This is a genomic window from Streptomyces sp. NPDC043812 (assembly GCF_056436245.1).
Genome location: NZ_JBWKCY010000012.1, coordinates 1 through 18,622 on the forward strand (window position 1 = coordinate 1; position 18,622 = coordinate 18,622).

At 70.3% G+C, this 18,622-nt stretch carries 11 protein-coding genes and 1 pseudogene; 4 read left to right on the top strand and 8 right to left on the bottom strand.

Annotated features, from left to right (window positions below):
* Positions 1-249: pseudogene (locus AC067Z_RS18840) on the top strand (ATP-binding protein); the annotation flags it as partial.
* A gap of 226 nt (positions 250-475) precedes the next feature.
* On the opposite strand, the gene AC067Z_RS18845 reads toward AC067Z_RS18840, so the two are convergent.
* The 3 genes from AC067Z_RS18845 to AC067Z_RS18855 all read right to left on the bottom strand — a co-directional run bounded on the left by AC067Z_RS18845 (position 476) and on the right by AC067Z_RS18855 (position 6,477).
* Positions 476-688 carry an acyl-CoA carboxylase subunit epsilon gene (locus AC067Z_RS18845; protein WP_478790658.1) on the bottom strand — a complete coding sequence of 71 codons (213 nt, stop codon included), beginning with the start codon at positions 686-688 and terminating at the stop codon, positions 476-478.
* Between the two features lie 28 nt (positions 689-716).
* On the bottom strand, positions 717-2,300 hold the full coding sequence (locus tag AC067Z_RS18850; protein WP_478790659.1) for an acyl-CoA carboxylase subunit beta: 1,584 nt from the start codon (positions 2,298-2,300) through the stop codon (positions 717-719).
* Between the two features lie 334 nt (positions 2,301-2,634).
* Positions 2,635-6,477, bottom strand: coding sequence for an endo-alpha-N-acetylgalactosaminidase family protein (locus tag AC067Z_RS18855; protein ID WP_478790660.1), 3,843 nt, complete (start codon positions 6,475-6,477; stop codon positions 2,635-2,637).
* A gap of 245 nt (positions 6,478-6,722) precedes the next feature.
* On the opposite strand from AC067Z_RS18855, the gene AC067Z_RS18860 reads away from it, so the two are divergent.
* Complete coding sequence (locus AC067Z_RS18860) at positions 6,723-7,934, top strand: glycoside hydrolase family 64 protein (protein ID WP_478790855.1); 1,212 nt, start codon at positions 6,723-6,725, stop codon at positions 7,932-7,934.
* A gap of 69 nt (positions 7,935-8,003) precedes the next feature.
* Here AC067Z_RS18860 and AC067Z_RS18865 read toward each other — a convergent pair whose 3' ends face one another.
* Complete coding sequence (locus AC067Z_RS18865; protein WP_478790661.1) at positions 8,004-8,513, bottom strand: hypothetical protein; 510 nt, start codon at positions 8,511-8,513, stop codon at positions 8,004-8,006.
* A gap of 240 nt (positions 8,514-8,753) precedes the next feature.
* Between AC067Z_RS18865 and AC067Z_RS18870 the strand changes: the two genes are divergently transcribed.
* The gene (locus tag AC067Z_RS18870; protein ID WP_478790662.1) at positions 8,754-9,362 is read left to right on the top strand and encodes a YceI family protein; all 609 of its coding nucleotides are present in this window, start codon (positions 8,754-8,756) and stop codon (positions 9,360-9,362) included.
* An 87-nt stretch (positions 9,363-9,449) separates the two neighbouring features.
* Here AC067Z_RS18870 and AC067Z_RS18875 read toward each other — a convergent pair whose 3' ends face one another.
* The 4 genes from AC067Z_RS18875 to AC067Z_RS18890 all read right to left on the bottom strand — a co-directional run bounded on the left by AC067Z_RS18875 (position 9,450) and on the right by AC067Z_RS18890 (position 16,458).
* On the bottom strand, positions 9,450-10,637 hold the full coding sequence (locus AC067Z_RS18875) for a S8 family peptidase (RefSeq protein WP_478790663.1): 1,188 nt from the start codon (positions 10,635-10,637) through the stop codon (positions 9,450-9,452).
* A 135-nt stretch (positions 10,638-10,772) separates the two neighbouring features.
* Positions 10,773-12,134 (bottom strand): hypothetical protein, encoded by a 1,362-nt coding sequence (locus AC067Z_RS18880; RefSeq protein WP_478790664.1) that lies wholly within the window; start codon positions 12,132-12,134, stop codon positions 10,773-10,775.
* Positions 12,135-12,302: 168 nt separating this feature from the next.
* Entirely contained in the window at positions 12,303-15,386 is a 3,084-nt protein-coding gene (locus AC067Z_RS18885) for a glycoside hydrolase family 3 protein (RefSeq protein WP_478790665.1), read from the bottom strand.
* 91 nt (positions 15,387-15,477) lie between these two features.
* Positions 15,478-16,458 (bottom strand): LacI family DNA-binding transcriptional regulator, encoded by a 981-nt coding sequence (locus tag AC067Z_RS18890; protein WP_478790666.1) that lies wholly within the window; start codon positions 16,456-16,458, stop codon positions 15,478-15,480.
* A gap of 246 nt (positions 16,459-16,704) precedes the next feature.
* Here AC067Z_RS18890 and AC067Z_RS18895 point away from each other — a divergent pair, with 246 nt between their 5' ends.
* Complete coding sequence (locus AC067Z_RS18895) at positions 16,705-18,579, top strand: RICIN domain-containing protein (protein WP_478790667.1); 1,875 nt, start codon at positions 16,705-16,707, stop codon at positions 18,577-18,579.
* Positions 18,580-18,622 lie beyond the last annotated feature (43 nt).

Consider the following 18,622-nt stretch of genomic DNA (forward strand, 5'->3'; position numbering starts at 1 on the left):
CTCGTCGACACCCGCCGCCTCGCCGACTGCTTCCCCGCAGTCGACTACTTCGAGAACTCCGGCCTGCCCTTCGTCATCGCCCTCAACGGCTTCGACGGACACCAGCCCTACAACCCCGAAGAAGTCCGCGAAGCACTCCAGATCGGCCCCGACACCCCGATCATCACCACCGACGCCCGCCACCGCGCGGACGCCAAGAGCGCCCTCATCACGCTCGTCGAACACGCCCTCATGGCCCGCCTGCGCTAGCCGGTCGCCGGCGGACCCTGTACGCCCTGAGGAACGGCCCCCCGAGCTCCGTCCGGAGCCCCGGGGGGCCGTTGCTGTTGCGGGGAGGGGAGGCGCGCCCGCGCAGCGCGGTACCGGCTCCTGGGGCCCCCACGCCGCCAGGCGTAGGAGCCCGGCTCGGACCCGCCACCCGGACGTGGGAAGGCCCCGCACACCCATGGTGTGCGGGGCCTTCCGGGTCAGGGCGTCAGCCCTGCCAGCTGTGGGACGGCCGGAAGCCGCGCTGGCGCTCAAGGCGCCGCCATCCCGCCGCCGTGCGACCGCGGTGCGGCTGGGGGGCGGCGTCCGTGCGCGAGGCCGCACGGGCCATCAGGATCGCCGTGATGGCCGCCAGCTCCTCGGGCTCGGCGTGCCCCTTCTCGACGCGGAGAAGGGACGAAGGATCGGCAGGAGTGCTCATGAGGTCGGGCTCCAGTCTCTTCGCAGGGTCACTGCGGCGGGTTGCCGTGCTTGCGGGACGGCAGGTCGGCGTGCTTCGTGCGGAGCATGGCGAGGGAGCGGATGAGCACCTCGCGCGTCTCGGCCGGGTCGATGACGTCGTCGACGAGCCCGCGCTCCGCGGCGTAGTAGGGATGCATGAGCTCGGCCTTGTACTCCTTGACCATGCGGGTGCGCATGGCCTCGGGGTCCTCGGCGTCGGCGATCTGCTTGCGGAAGATGACGTTCGCCGCACCCTCCGCGCCCATGACCGCGATCTCGTTGGTGGGCCAGGCGTAGGTGAGGTCGGCACCGATGGACTGCGAGTCCATGACGATGTACGCGCCGCCGTACGCCTTGCGGAGGATCAACGAGATCCGCGGCACCGTCGCGTTGCAGTACGCGTAGAGCAGCTTCGCGCCGTGCCGGATGATGCCGCCGTGCTCCTGGTCGACACCGGGGAGGAAGCCGGGCACGTCCAGCAGCGTCACGATCGGGATATTGAAAGCGTCGCACATCTGGACGAAACGTGCGGCCTTCTCGGAGGCCTCGATGTCGAGGACGCCGGCCAGCGACTGCGGCTGGTTGGCCACGATGCCGACGACCTGTCCGTCCAGGCGGGCCAGGGCGCAGATGATGTTGCGGGCCCAGCGCTCGTGGATCTCGAGGTAGTCGCCGTCGTCGACGAGCTCCTCGATCACCTTGTGCATGTCGTACGGGCGGTTGCCGTCGGCCGGGACCAGGTCCAGCAGGACCTCGGAACGGCGGTCCGGGGCGTCCTCGCCGGCGACGGAGGGCGGGTTCTCCCGGTTGTTCTGCGGGAGCATCGACAGCAGGTAGCGGACCTCCGCGATGCAGGTCTCCTCGTCGTCGTACGCGAAGTGCGCGACGCCCGAGGTCTCGGCGTGCACGTCCGCGCCGCCGAGCCCGTTCTGGGTGATCTCCTCGCCGGTGACGGCCTTGACGACGTCCGGACCGGTGATGAACATCTGCGAGGTCTCGCGGACCATGAACACGAAGTCCGTGAGGGCCGGGCTGTAGGCCGCGCCGCCGGCGCAGGGGCCGAGCATCACGGAGATCTGCGGGATGACACCCGAGGCCCGGGTGTTGCGCTGGAAGATGCCTCCGTAGCCGGCGAGCGCCGAGACGCCCTCCTGGATGCGGGCGCCCGCGCCGTCGTTGAGCGAGACCAGCGGGGCACCCGCCGAGATCGCCATGTCCATGATCTTGTGGATCTTTGTGGCGTGCGCCTCGCCGAGCGCGCCGCCGAAGATCCGGAAGTCGTGCGCGTAGACGAACACCGTGCGGCCCTCGACCGTGCCCCAGCCGGTGATGACACCGTCGGTGTACGGCTTCTTGGCCTCGAGACCGAACCCGCTGGCCCGGTGCCGACGCAGCTGCTCGACCTCCTTGAACGAACCCTCGTCCAGCAGCAGCGCGATGCGCTCGCGGGCGGTCAGCTTGCCCTTGGCGTGCTGAGCCTCGGTGGCCCGGTCACTCGGGCCGCGCTCCGCCTGCTCGCGCAGGGAGTGCAGCTCGGCGACGCGGCCACGCGCGTCGGCCGGCTCGCTGGTGGTCTGGTCCAAAACGGTCATGTATCGACCCTACGGATCGGACCAAGAAAACCCTGCCGTCGACTCTGTACAGTCTCGCGACCGTTCTCCTGTTGGCCTTGCACAGAACCAATCCGCACAGAGCGTCAACCACCAGCTCGGGCGGGAGGTCCTTTGTGCGAGTCCCACAACACTGCTGGATGAGAGCTCGCCCACAGCCGGATGTCGCGCATGAGCCGACCGGGTGAACTCCGTGCCGCGGCGGGGGCCCGGCGGGACCGGATCGCGGCGGCCCACCGTACCGGGACCCCGGAACGGTGCGTACCGCCCGCCCGTCGTTTCGCGGGCCGGGCGGTACACCACCTGTGCCCCCGTGTCAGCCGCCGCAGTGGAAGCGGGCGGCACCCCAGTCGGCGTGGTCGTTCCCGTTTCCGTCGTCGGCGTCGCCGGCGACCAGCTCCACGTAGTCGGCGCCGGTGACGTCCGCCGTCACGGACCAGGCCGGGTCCGCCGCCTTCAGCACGGGCGAGGTCACCTTCTCGTCACCGTCCGCGAGGACCGAGAAGCGGACCGTGCCGCGCGTGGTCTGGACGTCGTCCACACCCACCTCGGCGGTGAACGACGTGCACTTCCCGCCCAGGTAGTAGCGGACCTTCGCCGGCGCGTGGGTTCCCAGGCCCTTCTCGTAGGCCACTCCCCCGATCCGCAGCGGGCTGCCGTCACCGGTGCCCGTCTCGCCGTTGGACAGATCGCGCTCGACGGGCCCCCAGCCGTTCGTGGCGGACGCCCAGTCGAGGTCGCTCGCCCAGGTGTCGGCGGTGGGTGGTGGCGGCAGGGTGCGTACGGAGGTGGTCGCGGTGACGGTGCGTGCCTCGTCGCCGACGGTGTAGGCGGCGGTGGAACCGATCGTGTACGTGTCGTACCGCGCGTCCGCCGGCGGTGTCACCTGCCATGCCGCCGTCGCCTTCGCACCGGGTGCGACCGTCTCGAACGTCACCGGTCCCACGGGCTGCGCCGTCCAGCCCTCGGGCAGCGCGAGGGTCGGTGTCACGTCCTTCGCGGCGGTCGCCTCGTCGTTGGTGAAGACGGCCTCTGCCCTGTTCGGCTTGCCCGGTGCCAGGGTCTCCGGCGCCGTGACCGTGAGGGTGGCGCACGCGGCACGCTCCGAGGCCGGGCCCAGGTCGGTGACGGTGAAGTCGTCCATGACGAAGTCCGCGCCCTCCGGCGCGTCCGCGCGCTTGCGCAGACCGACCCAGGTGTCGCCGCACCCCGCCGTGACGGTCTCGGTGAAGCGGCCGGTGGTCCGCTGTTCGCCCATCGGTGTGCGCCGGGTCTCCACGGAGCCGCCGGTCGCCCGGTCGTAACCGGTCACCCATTCATAGGCCCCGGCGTGGCTCGACTGGTGGTCGTACGCGATCCGGTAGCGGTGGCCGTCCTTCATCGGCACGGTCCAGGGCGCGGAGCGGTAGACGAGGCCGGTGTTCTCTTCGTGGGACTTCAGGGACTCCTTGCCGCCGAGCACGTCGTCGATCAGCTTCCCGTTCCAGCCCGCCTGGGTGTACGGCGCGTGCAGTTGGCTCACATGGGTGCGGGGGTCGGTGACACCGCCCGCGTCGCCCTTGAGGAACGGGCCCCAGCCCTGGTCGACCGCCTCGAAGTCCTCGTACACCAGCGTGCCCTCCTTGGTGGCGGGCGCGTTGGCGACGAGGCGCACGTCGTCGGCCCGGACCCGGGCGGGGCTCCCGGCCGCCGCCTCGATCCTCAGCGTCACTGCGGAGGCGGGCGCGGTGAAGTTGACCTTGGCCCGCTGGAAGTGGGTCCCGTGCCGGTCGGAGGCGGCGACCATGTCCTTGGCGGTGGACCGTTCGACGGTGACGGACCTGCCACCGGCGGACAGTGTCGTGCGGCGCGAGCTGCCCGGCTCCACCTCGATCCAGGCGGAGGCGGTGTACCGCTTGCCCGGTGTGAGGCCCGTGATCCGCTGGGACAGGGAAGCGGCGGCCTCACCGGTCAGCGCGGCGCTGTTGCGGCCCTGGTCGTCGGTGTCGCGTGCGACCGTGCCCTGCGTGGTCCAGGCGTCGAGTGCGGCGTCGTTGAAGCCTGGGTCGGCGACCGGGCCGCCCTCGCCCCAGCGGGCGTCACGCGGGGCCGGAGCGCGGTCGGGGTGCAGCACGTACGGCTGTCCCGCAGCAGCGGTGAGCGTGATCCGCCCGTCGACGGGCCTCACCGTCCCGGTCTTGACCCGGCCGTTGTCGGTGAGCTTGTACACGCTGTACGTGCTCCTGCCCTTGACGGCCCAACTGGTCGTACCACCAGCCTTGTTGTAGTGGTACAACTTCTTGCCGCCGTCCCACGGCAGCAGATAGCGGTCCCCATCGAGGACCTTGCGGTCGTGGTCGTAGAAGGTGCGCCGGCCGTCTTCGACCGTGCCGCGCAGACCGCCCGTGAAGGCGATGTCATTGCCGTTCCAGCGCGTGATCCGCTCGTGCTGGAGGTACTTGGCGGGCAGGTCGCGCTGCCAGACGTTGGCGTAGAAGGCGTTCCAGTCGGTCTCGCCGGTCCAGCCCTCGAAGTCCACCAGGGCGGTCTGGCCGAGGACCGGGTGGTGGTTCCAGATGTCCTTCTCGCCGTTGCGGATGAAGCGGATGATCTGGGAGTTGAGGCCCTTGTTGGTGGCTCCGCCGTAGTCCAGGTCGTTCGCCCAGTGGGACCAGAGCGAGGCCCGCTCGAACTTGTCCGCCCACTCGGTGGCGACCTGCCAGCCCTGCTTCTGCACGGCCTGCACGGTCTTGTCGGCGATCCAGCCGTGCGAGTAGTAGACGTCGATGTAGAGGAGGTTCAGATTGCCGTCCGTCTCGTCGCGCAACTGCTGGAAGCGGCGGGCGAGGTCACCGCTGTTGATGTCGCGCCGCTGGTCGATGTAGTAGCTCTGGTTGAGCCAGTTCCAGCCGGGCTTCGTCCTGTCGACGAGCTTCTCGTCGAAGGCGTTCGCCTCCGGGTAGGACTCGGTGGCGTTGAGGTGGACGCCGAACTCCGCGCCCCACTTCCTGCCCGCGGCCAGCAGCTTGTTGAGGTCGGTGAGGCCGCCTGCCCGCTTGTTGTAGTTGCCGCCGTAGTCGGGGTGGGCCGAGTCGTGGCCCTCGGAGCCGTACCCCTTGAGGACGGCGAGCTGGCCGAGTCCGTCGGTGGCGAGCGAGATGCGCTTGACGTCGTCGAGCGTGCGCAGGAACGGGTGCGTGGCCTGGCTCGCGAAGTTGAACGGGATGTGGGTGATCACCCGGTCCGGGGTGTCCTTGCTGCCGGGTGCCGTGACGCCGATGGACCGGAAAGCGACGGCGCCGTCCTGCCAGTCGACCTTCCTGTCCGCGTTGGCGTCGGGCGTGACGACGACCTTCGCCCAGGGCAGGCTGTCGCCGCTCTCCGGCTCGGGGGCTCCGGCGCCGCGGTAGGTCCACTGACCGGAGGAGACACCGACGCGTGTCGAGCCGTCCGCGGCCTTGCGGGCCTGATGCCAGAAGCGGGCGTCGTCGCCGCCGGTCGGGCCGCTCGGCTTGTCGTACGAGGAGTTGGACTCGACGGCGGCGGCGAGGGCCGAGGTGTTGACGATGGCGTACGAGGCACCCACGGGGTTCGCGTCGGCGGGGGTGTCCGCGGTGACCTCGGCGAAGACGTCCGCGGTGCGGGTGGAGTCGGGGTCGAGCAGGGTGAACGCGGTGGCGGCGCCCTCCTCCGTACTGCCGACGGAGACCAGGTCGTGCCCGGGGATGTCGAGGGTGCCGACCCGGAACGCCTCGGTGTCGCGGACCGCGGCGACCCTGAACGTCACGGCACGGCCGGAGACGGACAGAGCGGCGTCGATCTCCACGCCCGGCAGTTCGGGGAAGGCGAGGGTGTAGCGCGCGGCGGAGTGCTCCACGCGCGGTGCCTCCTTCAGCCGGACGCCGTACGGCTTGCCGTTGAGGGTGACCTCGGTGACCGGGCGCGTACTGCCGAGCAGCCAGGCGCCGCTCGCCCGGTCGGTGTACGAGAGCACCCGCGGGAAGTCGTCCGCGAGGCTCACCGCGAGCGGGCCGGAGTTGATGACGGGCCCGGCGCCGGAGGGGGTCACGGCGGCGGGCCCATCGACTCGGGGGGCGGCCGGATGCGCGGGCCCGGCCAGGGCGAACACGGCACAGGAGGCAGCGGCGACGGCACACGCCGCTCGGAATCTACGAGGCATGGGGACTGACTAGTCCCCTGCTTTCGGACACGTCAACGAACGGGGGTGCCCACGGGCGCGGCAGTCCAACAACGCCCGCGCGTTAGTCCAAGTCCGCTCTCAGGCGGTCGACTTGTGAAGATGACGGATGATTGAGAGCGCTCTCAGTCACAACTCTTGACGCCTGCACCATCCGTCGCAAGAGTGGGCGGTCCCCCCACAACACCCCCCACAGCACCAGGAGTACACCCGTGATTTCCCGTCGCATGTTCCTGACCGGAGCCGCAGCAACTGCCACAGCGCTGACCTATCCCGCCTGGGGAAGCGCTCTCAGCCCGCGCGCGGGCGCCGCACCCGCCACCTGCGAACTCGCCCTGGAGAACACCTCGCTTCCCGGGACCGTCAACGCCTACGTCACCGGCCACGCGGACGGCAGCGGCGACTGGGTGCTCCTGCGCGCCGACGGAAGTGTCCACAGGCCGGAGAACCCCTCGGCGCCGGGGACCCCGCTGACCGTGGACTGCGCCATCCCCCTGAAGGCGGCCGGCGCGGGGCCGGTCGTGCTCACGCTGCCGCGGATGTTCGGCGCCCGCGTCTACTTCGTGCGCGACGGCAAGCTGGACTTCCTCGTCAACCCCGGCCCCTCGCTGGTCGAGCCGGCCTTCGCCACCGAGACCGACCCCAACTACGGCCGCACCTGGTCGTTCTGCGAGTTCACCTTCAACTCCGAGCAGCTGTACGCCAACATCAGCTACGTCGACCTGGTGACCGCGCTGCCCATCGGGCTCACCCTCACCGGCGACGCCACCCACTCGGTCGCGCCGCTGCCGGAAGGCGCGCTGGAGAAGATCGCGGACGATCTCGCCGCACAGGCGGCGAAGGACGGTCAGCCGTGGGACAAGCTGATCATCCGGGGCGACGGCGGCAAGGTGCTGCGCGTGATATCCCCGCAGACCCTGATGGCGCCGTACTTCGACCGTCCGGCCGAGATGCCCTTCCGGAACGTGTTCGACAGCTACATCAACCAGGTCTGGGAGAAGTACCGCTCGACCGATCTGCGCGTCGACCTGCAGGGCGGCCGGGGTGTGCTCGGGGGCCGCGTGAGCGGCGACACCCTCACCTTCGCGGGCGGCCACACCTTCGCCAAGCCCTCGTCGAAGGACATCTTCACCTGCAACCACGGTCCGTTCACCAACAACCCGGACGACCCCGACGACAAGAAGGCCCTGCTTGCGCGGATCGCGGCAGGCTTCAACCGGAGCACGCTGCTGAGCCACCCCGACCAGCCGAACGGCCCGACGGCGGACGACTACTACCGCGACCCGTCGACCAACCACTGGTCGCGCATCGTGCACGCCAACTCCCCGATCGGCTACGCCTTCCCGTACGACGACGTCCGCCCGGACGGGCAGCCGGACGTCTCGGGAGCGGCGCACGACGGCAATCCGAAGCGCTTCACGGTGAGCGTGGGGTCCTGACCCGCGCCCTCGCCGTTCACAACGGCGCCCGTCCGGGGGGGACGGGCGCCCTTGCGTGTGCGATGCCGGTCAGCAGCCGCCGCAGTTGTAGTACGTCACGTCCCAGTGATTGCCCTCGTCCGCATAGACGTTGCCGGAGCCGGACTGCCATTGAGGTGCGCCGTCGCCGCGGACGCCGATGTACGTGAAGGTGTTCTTGATGTAGTTCCCGACACAGGCGTACTTGCTGAAGTCGAGCTTGTAGCCGTTCCAGTGCGAGTACGTGCCGCCGGCGTGGCCCGTCTCGGTGCCGCCGGTGATGTTGAGGGCACAGCCACTCGCGCTTCTGAGGGTCTGAGCCCCCTTGGCGGTGGCCTGGTTGAGCTGCTCGAAGGACGTACAGGTCGGGTTGTTCCTGTTGGAGCAGCCGCCCGAGGACGACCAGGTGATGCCCGACGAACGGAACATCGAGGTCGCGGTCGCATGGCTGATCTTGGTGACGGCGTGGGCGTCCGTGGCGGCGGTGAGGACGCCGAAGCCCGGGGCGAACAACGCACCCGAGACGAGTGCGAGCGCACTGAGGGCGGAGCGGATTTTCATGGCGGGGATCCCTCCTGCTGAAGACCGTGGTGGACCGTGCTTGCGGTGGAACGGCTGTGCAGGTGGAGCACGCAGATGGTGCCCGAGTTCTACGCGCGTCCGCCAGAGGGCGTGACCGTTCTCCGGGTGAACGTTCGCCGAAAATGTTGAATGTTGAAGGGAATGGGCCTACAGTCGATTTCGTTGAAGCTTGAACAATCGCGATGGGAGCCCCCCGTCGCCCGCCCCCAAGGAGCAGTCATGGGTCTCTTCAACCGCAAGAACGACACCGCCGTCGCGACCGCCGTCGCCACCGTGGACCCGGCGCTGGCCGCCCTGACCGGCGACTACACGATCGACCCGGCCCACAGCAGCATCGGCTTCACCGTGCGGCACGCCATGGTGACCAACGTCCGCGGCTCCTTCGGCTCCCACGAAGGAACCCTGACCCTCGACGGCGCCGACCCGTCGCGGTCCAGCGCTGTGCTCGACGTCGACATCGCCAGCGTCGACACGGGTATCGCGGACCGCGACGGCCACCTGCGCAGCGGTGACTTCTTCGACGCCGAGGCCTTCCCGAAGATGACGTTCCGCTCCACCGCTGCCGAGCAGCTCGGCGGCGACAAGTACCGGATCAGCGGCGACCTGACGATCAAGGACGTTACGCGGCCCCTCGCGATCGACCTGGAGTTCCAGGGCACGGCCACCGACGTCTACGGCAACGAGCGCGTCGGATTCGAGGGCGGCACCGAGATCCTGCGTTCCGACTGGGGTCTCACGTGGAACGCGGCGCTGGAGGCCGGCGGCGTGATGGTCAGTGACAAGGTCAAGCTGACCTTCGACATCTCCGCGATCAGGGCCGCTGCCTGACCGCGTACGCCCGAGTCACCACACGAGCGCGCCCGCCCTGCCGGCCTTCACCGGCATGGGCGGGCGCTCGCGCGTCCGATGCGCGCGTCACAGAACCCCGGTGTTGAGCAGAAGGTTCGGCGAATCCGAGCTCACAGTGAGCGTGTCCGGGACGGCGGTGTCCACGAGCAGCTCCTCGATCGCGTCGACATCCGCGTCCGGAGCGGCCTCGCGGGCCAGCAGCGCAGCGCCCGCCACATGCGGAGAGGCCATGGAGGTGCCGTCGTGCGCGATGCTGCCGCCGCCGAGCTGCGCCGAGACGATGTCGGCGCCCGGCGCGAAGATCGCCACACACTCGCCGTCGTTGGAGAAGCTCGTCTGCCGGTCCTGTGCGTCGCTCGCGCCGACGGTGAACGCACTCGGGGCGGAGGCGGGCGAGACGTCGCAGGCGTCAGTGCCGTCGTTGCCCGCCGCGACGACGGGGACGACCCCGCCTTCGGCGACCCGGTCCAGGGCGTCGTTCACCATCTGCGACGCCGGACCGCCCAGCGAGGCGTTCAGCACGGCGGGCTGGTCCGCGTTGTCCGCGACCCAGTCGAGCCCCGCGATGACGCCGGACCAGGTGCCCGACCCCTCGCAGTCGAGCACACGGACGCTCACGAGGTCCGCCTCACGCGCGACGCCGAACGTTTCACCGCCGACCGTGCCGGCGACATGGGTGCCGTGGCCGTGGCAGTCGTTGCCGTCGCGTCCGTCCCCGATGGCGTCGAAGCCGAGCTGGGCCCGGCCCTCGAACTCCTCGTGCGCGTAGTCGATCCCGGTGTCGAGGATGTATCCGGTCGTGCCCGCACCGGTGCCGCTCACCGTGAAGTCCTGGTCGAGCGGCAGGTCGGGCTGGTCGATCCGGTCCAGCCCCCACGAGGCGGCGGGCGCGAGGCGGTCGCCGGCCGGAACCGTACCGGCGGCGCTGACCTCGGCGTCCTCCTCGACGGCAGCCACCCCGGGGGCGGCGCGGATGGCGTCCAGCTGCTTGAGGGTCAGTTTGGCGGCGAAGCCGCTGAACACGGATGAGTACGTGTACAGGGACTTCACACCCATCTCCTCCGTCACCGCCTTGGCGTCGGCGGTTCCGGTGAGGGAGACGATGTACTGGCCCGCGACCGGTGCACTGGACCGGTACAGAGGTGCGGGGGTCCGGGACGGGCTGGGATCGGCGGTCGCCATCGCGGGACCGGTGGACAGGAGAAGCGCGGCTGTGGCCGCGGCGCAGGCGCTGAGCCTGGTTCTTGTGCGCATGCGCACGAGAGAAGCACGCTGAGTAAGCTATTCCTACTATCGGTAGCGATTCCGAATCGTGCCCCCTCTGATGCCGTACACCGCCGGTGATGCCGTACACCACCGGCCGCACGCGCATACTTTCGCGACCCGGCGTCAGAAACCGCCGCCGCCGTCGAAGCCGCCGCCCCCGCCGAAGTCCCCGCCGCCCCAGCCACCGCCGCCGAAGTCCGAGGAGTCGAAGTCCCCGCCGGACACGTCACCGCCTCCGTACTCGCCCGAACCGAACTCACCGCCCCCGTAGTCCGCCGCGTAGGCCGGGGTCGCCAGCATGTAGCCGAGCGTCGTGCCCAGCAGCAGACCGGGCAGGATTCCGCCGCCGAAGTAGCCACCCGCCCAGGGACCGTACGCGGGGCCGGCCTCCCAGTAGGGGCGGCGGCCGGAGTCGGTCTCGACGGTGCGGGCCATCGGGTCACCGCCGGTCTCCACCCGTGCCTTGTCGGCCGCACAGACCGGCACGTCACGTGCGGCGCCGGCACTCGGGGCCCAGGAGACATCGGCGACCGAGGGGCCGTGCCGGGGGTCGAAGAAGCAGGGGGGCCGGCGCTCGGGGACGGGCCGGCGCTCGCGCCGCGCGGCGAGCACGGCGAGGGAGTGGCGGCCGTCGTCCAGTGCCTCGGTCACTCCGCGCACGTCCCCGGGGCGCTCGGCCATGCCCATGCGGGACTTGGCCGTGTCGTACGAGTCGAGGGCGCGCTCGTAGTCGGCCCGCATGGTGTCGTCGGCACCCTTCTCGGACGGGTGGAAGTCGAGGCGGTCGAGCTCCTCGCCGAAGGCGGTGATGTCCTCGTCGACGACGACGCGGAGCTTGTCGAGGGCGGCCCGCTCCTCGGCCTCCTTGCGACGCCGCTTGGCGCGGACGACTGCGTACGCGCCCGCGCCGCCCGCGGCGACGACCGCTCCGAGGGTGATCAGTGCGCCGGCGCTCACACCGGCGTTGTCGTCGGCGCCGGTGTCCCAGGAGGCGGGTGCGGTGCCGCGGGCACCGGGGAGGGCCTGGTCGACGAAGTTGTCGAGCTGGGTGGCCGCGTCGACGGGGCTGTCGCCCTTGACTCCTTCGGTGATGTTGAGGACGGCACGCGGGGACATGACGGAGGAGTCGGCCGCGGCGTTGAAACCGTCACCGAGCCGGATCGCGTACAGCCCGGTGATCCCTGTCTCGGTGCGCAGGTTGCGCAGCAGATCGTCCGGCGGGAATTCCTCGGTGGCAGGCAGCACGGCGACGAACACCGGCTTGTCGGCGCTCTCGATCTTCTCCGTGAGCGCAGTGGCTTCGGACGGCGAGAGCTGCCCGGCCATGTCGGGGTGGACGTACACCGGACCCTGCTTCAGGGCTTCGGCGGCGTCGGACAGGCTCGTGGCCCTGGCGGCGGCTCCGGAGGCGGGCGCCAGAATCAGGAGCAGCAGCATCGTCAGACCCGCGAGGGCCGACACAAGGGTGAACGGCCGTGTCCTCATACCACGACGCTACCCGAAGCGGGGCGAACTGGACATAGTCCCGGGTTGCGGGCATAGCGCCGTGGGCGGCGAGCGGAGTGCGGCCCCCGGCGGTCGGCGGTCGGCGGCAGGCGGCAGGCGGCAGGCGGTCGGCGGCGGCACCTCGAGGATGGCGCCGCCGACGCGCGATCAGGCTGCCCGGTAGGCAGCGGTCAGTTCAGCGACCGCTCCCGTCGGGTCACCGGAGAGCAGCAGATGGTCGGCCTCTGCGAACGGCTTCGCCGACGCCTCGCCGATGTCGGAGCCGATCTTCTGCTGGACGAGCAGCCGCGCCTTGCCGACCAGTTCCCGCGCTTCGGGGGACGCGCCCCGGCCGGTCGCCTGAAGGACCCTGGCGGCGAGGCCGATGGCCTTGAGGGTGAGTTCACCGCCGCCGGGGGGCCGCCGCAGAGTGGTCAGTCCCCAGCCGTAGGGGAACTGTGGGTCGTAGCTCGCGTCGCCGACGTTGATCGGGAGCTGGGCCTCGGACTTCGGCCAGGTGACGGGAAGCCGACCGGTGAAGGCCCGCTTGCCGTAGAGGACGTCGGCCACGCCGTCGCCCTCGGTGCCCGGCAACCAGGACGCGACGAGCGCGTCGATGCCGGCCAGACGGGCGCCGATGAGCTGCGGCCGGCCGGAGACGACGAGGACCGCGCACGTCATCGCGGCGCAGACCTTGTCCACGGCTGCCTTGTCGGCAGCCGTGAGCTCCAGGTCGTTGCCGTTGCCGACGTCGCCGAAGCCCTCGGCGTACGGGGTCTCGCCCACGACGACCACTCCGACGTCGTAGCCGTCGGTGGCCGCGGAGGCGTCCTTGGAGTACGAGATCTCGGCGTCGGGGGCGGCCTTCTTCATGCCCTCGAGGATCGTGGTGCCCGTGGTGCTCTTTCCGGAGGAGCCCTGCCAGCTGATGGTCCAGCCGCCGGCCTGGTTGCCGAGGTCGTCTGCGTTGGAGCCGGCGACATAGACCTTCTGGGACTTCTTCAGCGGCAGCACAGCGCCGTCGTTCTTGAGCAGCACCTGGGAGGCTGCGGCGGCCTCACGCGCCACGGCGCGGTGCTCGGCCGAGCCGACCCGGCCGAGGTGGGTGGTGTCGGCGTACGGCTTCTCGAACAGGCCGAGCCGGAACTTCTGGGCCAGGATGCGGGAGACGGCGTCGTCGATCCGGGCCTCGCTGATCCGCCCGGCCGTCACCTCGTCCTTCAACGTCCTGGTGAAGTCCTGGTAGTTGGTCGGGACCATGATCATGTCGAGTCCGGCGTTGACCGAGGTGCGCACATCGCTGGGGTAGTCGCCGGGGATCTGGTCGATGGCCTGCCAGTCACTGATGACGAAGCCGTCGAAGCCCATGCGGTCCTTGAGCACCCCGTTGATCATCTCTGCGTTGGCATGCATCTTCACCGGGCCGGCCTCGTCGCCGAGGATGTCCAGCGAGGAGTACGAGGGCATGACCGTGCCGGCCCCGCGCCTGACGGCCTCGGCGAACGGCGCGAGATGCACCGCCTCCAACTCCTCGCGGGTGACCTTGGTGACGCCCTGGTCGATCGTGTACGAGCCGGTCGTCGACGAGCCGAACTCGGTGCCGCCGTCACCGACGAAGTGCTTGGCGCTGGTCAGCACCTTGTCGTTGCGGTCCAGGTCCTTGCCGTTGCGGGCGCCCTGCATGCCGTTGATCACGGTCTCCATGGCGGTGACCAGGGCAGGGTCCTCGCCGAACGCCTCGTAGGAGCGGCCCCAGCGCTCGTCGCGGGTGACGCACAGGCAGGGCGCGAAGTCCCACGGGATGCCGGTGGCGCGCACCTCCTTCGCGGTGACGGCGCCGGTCCTCTCCGCGAGCTTCGGGTCGCGGGCCGCTCCGATGCCGATGTTGTGCGGCATGATCGTCGAACCGATGACGTTGTTGTGGCCGTGCACCGCGTCCACGCCGTAGATCAGCGGGATCTGGTAGCGGGTGGCCTGGGCGCGCAGCTGGTACGTGTCGACCATCCTGGCCCACGCCTCAGGCGCGTTCGGGGTCGGCACCGAGCCGCCGCCGGAGAGCAGGGAGCCGAGGTCGTAGGAGGCGATGTCGCCCTGGGACCTCAGTGCGTTGCGCTCGGCCTGGGTCATCTGACCGGCCTTCTCCGCGAGGGACATGCGGGAGAGCAGATCGTCGACGCGCTTGTTCACCGGCAGTTTCGCGTCGAGGTACGGCAGGCCGTGGGCGTTCACGACGACCTGCGGGGTCTCGGCAGGGGGCTTGGCACCGGTGACGCCGAGCGTGAGGGGCACGGTCTCGGCGGACTCGGCGGCCCCGTCCTTCTTCGTGGCGACGGCGACCGTGCGGGATGCGCCGGACGCCGTGCCCGCGGGGAACGTGACCGTGCCGGAGACGGGTGCGTAGTCCGTGCCGGGCTCGGCACTGCCTTCCGTGCCGGTCGTGTACGAGACGGTGACGGGCTCGTCGATCGGGCCGGAGCCGGTGGTGGCGACCGACAGCTTCACCTGCGCGGTGCCGCCCTCGTCGACCGGGTACACGGCGGCATCGGTGATGACCTTGGCCTTCAGGGCCGGATCGGCCTTTCCGTACAGCTCCATGCCGTCGACGGCGAAGGAGCCGGGGGCTCCGGTCGGCAGGGTGAGCGCCCAGCCCCACATCTCGTCGAGGCCGAGTACCTGGTCGATGCCGCCCACGGGCTGGTAGTCGGCGCGGTACACGAAGTCGGCGAACGGGATCTCGACCAGGTGCCAGCCCTCCCAGTCGTCCGTGAACGAGGTCGTCCACAGCTCGGACGCCTCGCCGTTGGCGCCGCCGTCCTTGATCTCGAAGTTGATGCGCTTGCCCGAACCGGGCGGCAGGGGGGCGGTGTTCTGGCCGTACCACCAGAAACGGATGCCCTTGTGCGCGGTCCAGTCGTGCGCGGGCTCGTCGAAGGCGAAGTCATGGCTGATGCCGCCCCAGCCGCTGATGTCGTAGCCGCCCTCGAGGACCTTGCTGCCCTCGGGGGCGTCCGCACGCTCCTTGATCTCCAGTTTCGGCTGGTCGTCGGCGTCGCTGCCCCAGGTGAAGATCCCCTCGGCAGGCGGACCGGCGAAGGGGACCTCCCCCTCGAAGCGGTCGACGAGGACGGGCGGCGGATCGTCCGCGGCGGCCGCGCTCGGCAGCGCGCCGGTGAGCAGTGACCCGAGTACGGCGGTGACGGCGAGCAGCGCCGTACGGGCCGGGCGGCGTCTTGGGCGGCGTGGTCGTGGCATTGCGGCTCCTTCGGTGCGACACGGAGGTGCGGGGCAGGAAGGCAGGGCGGCGGGGCGCCGCGCAGGTGGGGTGTCCGGGGGTTCGGCTGGTTCAGCGCGCGGGAGCCGAGCCCCGGACGACGAGTTCGGTGGGCAGCACGACCGGCTCGTCGGGGATCGTGGCGCCCGCGAGCCGTGCGAGCAGCAGCCGGGCGGCCGTCTCCCCCATCGCGCGCATCGGCTGGCGGATCGTTGTCAGCGGGGGCTCGGTGTGGCGCGCCATCGGGATGTCGTCGAAGCCGACGACGGCGACGTCGTCCGGCACGGTGCGCCCGGCCTCCCGCAGGGCGCGCAGGGCGCCTGCGGCGATGAGGTCGTTGTGCGCGAAGACGGAGTCGAAGACGAGGCCGTCGGCGAGGGCCCGCTCGACCGCCTGCCTGCCGGAGATCTCGGTGAACTCGCCTTGGACGACGAGATCGGTGGGCATGACGTCGAGGAAACCGTCGAGCCGGTCCCGTACGCAGCCGAAGGTCGAGGGCCCGGTGGCCACCAGGGGCCGGCCGCGGCCGTCGGCGAGCAGATGGCGGGCCGCGGACGCACCGCCTTCCCGGTTGGTGGTCGCCACGGACGGGAACTCGGGGTGGTGGCCGCGGTCGTCGATGAGGACGACAGGCAGTCCGCGGCGGTGCATGGCGGTGATGGTGTCGAGCGTGTTCTCCGGTTCGATGACGAGGAGTCCGTCGAAGGCACGGGCGGAGACCTGACTGGTGAAGTGGTCCACGGACTCGGCGCCGCGGTTGCAGGTGAACAGCAGCAGCCCGTATCCGGCGGCCTCGACGGTGTCGACGACGCCCTGGAGCACCTCGCCCATCCACGGCCAGGTGAGCGGAGGGGTGAGCATGGCGACCGTACGGCTGGTGCCGCGGGCCAGTCCGACGGCTCCGGAGCTGGGCACATAGCCGAGCGCAGCGATCACTTCACGAACGCGGGTTGCGGTGCTCGCGTCGACGTCGGCCCTGGTGTTCAGGACCCGCGACACGGTGGTCTTGCTGACACCCGCCTCACGTGCGACGTCGGCGATGGTGACTCGCATCCGATGGCCTCCGCGTCGAGGGCTGGAACCGGTACCGGAACCGGTTCCGGCGGTGGTGCGGTGAGTCAACAGGCGTGCTCCGCCGCCGTCAATACTTCACACCGAAATCCGCCGAAGTCCAAGTTCCGGGCAGGTGCAGCCAGTTCAGCGTTCAGTATCTGAACGCGCAAAGTATTGACGAGGGTTCACAACGGCAGTTCACTCACGCCTCGACCCCCACACTTCTGCCGAGAAGGGCTCCAGCCCATGGCGCGACAACCGAAGAGAACCTTCCGATTCCTGCTCGCGGGCGCGCTCGCCACGGCCGGGCTCACCGGCCTCTCCGCGGGCACCGCGCAGGCCGCGGGCGAGCAGGTGGACGTCTGGCTCACCACGACGGACGACACCGGCGGCCGTCATGTCACCCGCGGACTCCAGCCGCAGACCCCGCTCGCCTTCGAGGCCGGCAACGGCGGTGGCGGCACGAACATCACCGTCGACGAGAACACCCGCTATCAGACCTTCACCGGTGGCGGAGCATCCTTCACCGATACCGCCGCCTGGCTGATGAAGGGCTCCGGAGCCCTGTCACAGGCCACGCGCGACGCGACGATGAAGAAGCTGTTCTCACCGACCGAGGGCATCGGCCTGTCGTTCGTCCGCAACCCGATGGGCGGCTCCGACCTGGCACGCTTCGGCTACACGTACAACGATCTGCCGGCCGGGCAGACCGACCCGACGCTGTCGAAGTTCTCCCTCGCCCACGATCTGCAGGACGTGCTGCCGCTGACGAAGCAGGCACGGCAGCTCAATCCCGCCGTGACGCTGGTCGCCTCGCCGTGGACCGCCCCGGCGTGGATGAAGGACAGCGGGCAGCTCAACGGCGGCTGGCTCAAGGCAGAGAACTACGGCACGTACGCCGACTACTTCGTGAAGTACCTGCAGGGCTGGCGCGACCAGGGCGTCCCCGTCGACTACGTCACCGCCCAGAACGAGCCGACCTGCTGCGCCGGGTATCCGTCGATGAGCTGGAACGGCTCCGGGCTCGCCTACTTCACCAAGAGCGAGCTGCTGCCGAAGCTGGCGAGCGCCGGCCTGCCCACCAAGGTGCTGGCCCACGACTGGAACTGGGACACGTACGACGCGTACGCGGCGCAGACCGTGAACGACGCGGCGGTGCGCAGCCACCCCAACTTCGGCGGTGTCGCGTGGCACGGCTACGGCGGCAACGTCTCCGAGCAGACGGACGTCCACAACCAGTACCCGCAGCTGGACGCTTTCCAGACCGAGCACTCCGGCGGCACCTGGATCGCGAACCAGCAGCGCGAGGACATGCTGAACATCATCGACTACACCCGCAACTGGGCGAAGTCGGTGACCAAGTGGTCCCTCGCGGTCGACCAGAACCGCGGCCCGCACAACGGCGGCTGCGGCACCTGCGACGGTCTGATCACCGTCCACAACGGGGACGGGCGGCACGGCCAGGTCGACTACACGGTCGAGTACTACACGATGGGTCACCTCACGAAGTTCGTGAAACCCGGCGCGCACCGGATCGCCTCCACCGGCAGCTCGGAGGTGCCGAACGTGGCCTGGCGCAACCCCGACGGTTCGAAGGCGCTCCTCGCGTACAACGACTCGTCCAGCGCGCGGACGATGACCGTCAACTGGGGCGGCCAGCGCTTTGCCTATGCGCTGCCCGGCAGGACCTCGGCGACCTTCACCTGGTCGGGCACCCAGGGGGGCAGCTCGGAACAGACCGGCACCCTGGTGGGCCTCGACTGCAAGTGCCTCGATGTGGCGGGCGGTTCGTCGGCGGACGGCACCGCGGTCCAGCTCTGGGACTGCAACGGCTCTGCGGCCCAGCGCTGGACGATCCGCTCCGACGGATCGGTCCGGGGGCTCGGCAAATGCCTGGACGTGACGTCCGGTGCGACGGCCGACGGCGCGAAGGTCCAGCTCTACACCTGCAACGGCTCCGGCGCACAGCAGTGGCGCCTCGAGACGGGCAGCGGGGACCTGGTCAACGTCGCGGCGGACAAGTGTCTGGACGCCTCGGACAACACCTCGGCGAACGGGACACGCGCGCAGCTCTGGTCGTGCACAGGTGCGGCCAACCAGAAGTGGCAGCTGCGCGGCTGACGGTACGGGTGGGGACGGCCGGCCGGGCCGCCCCCACCCCCGT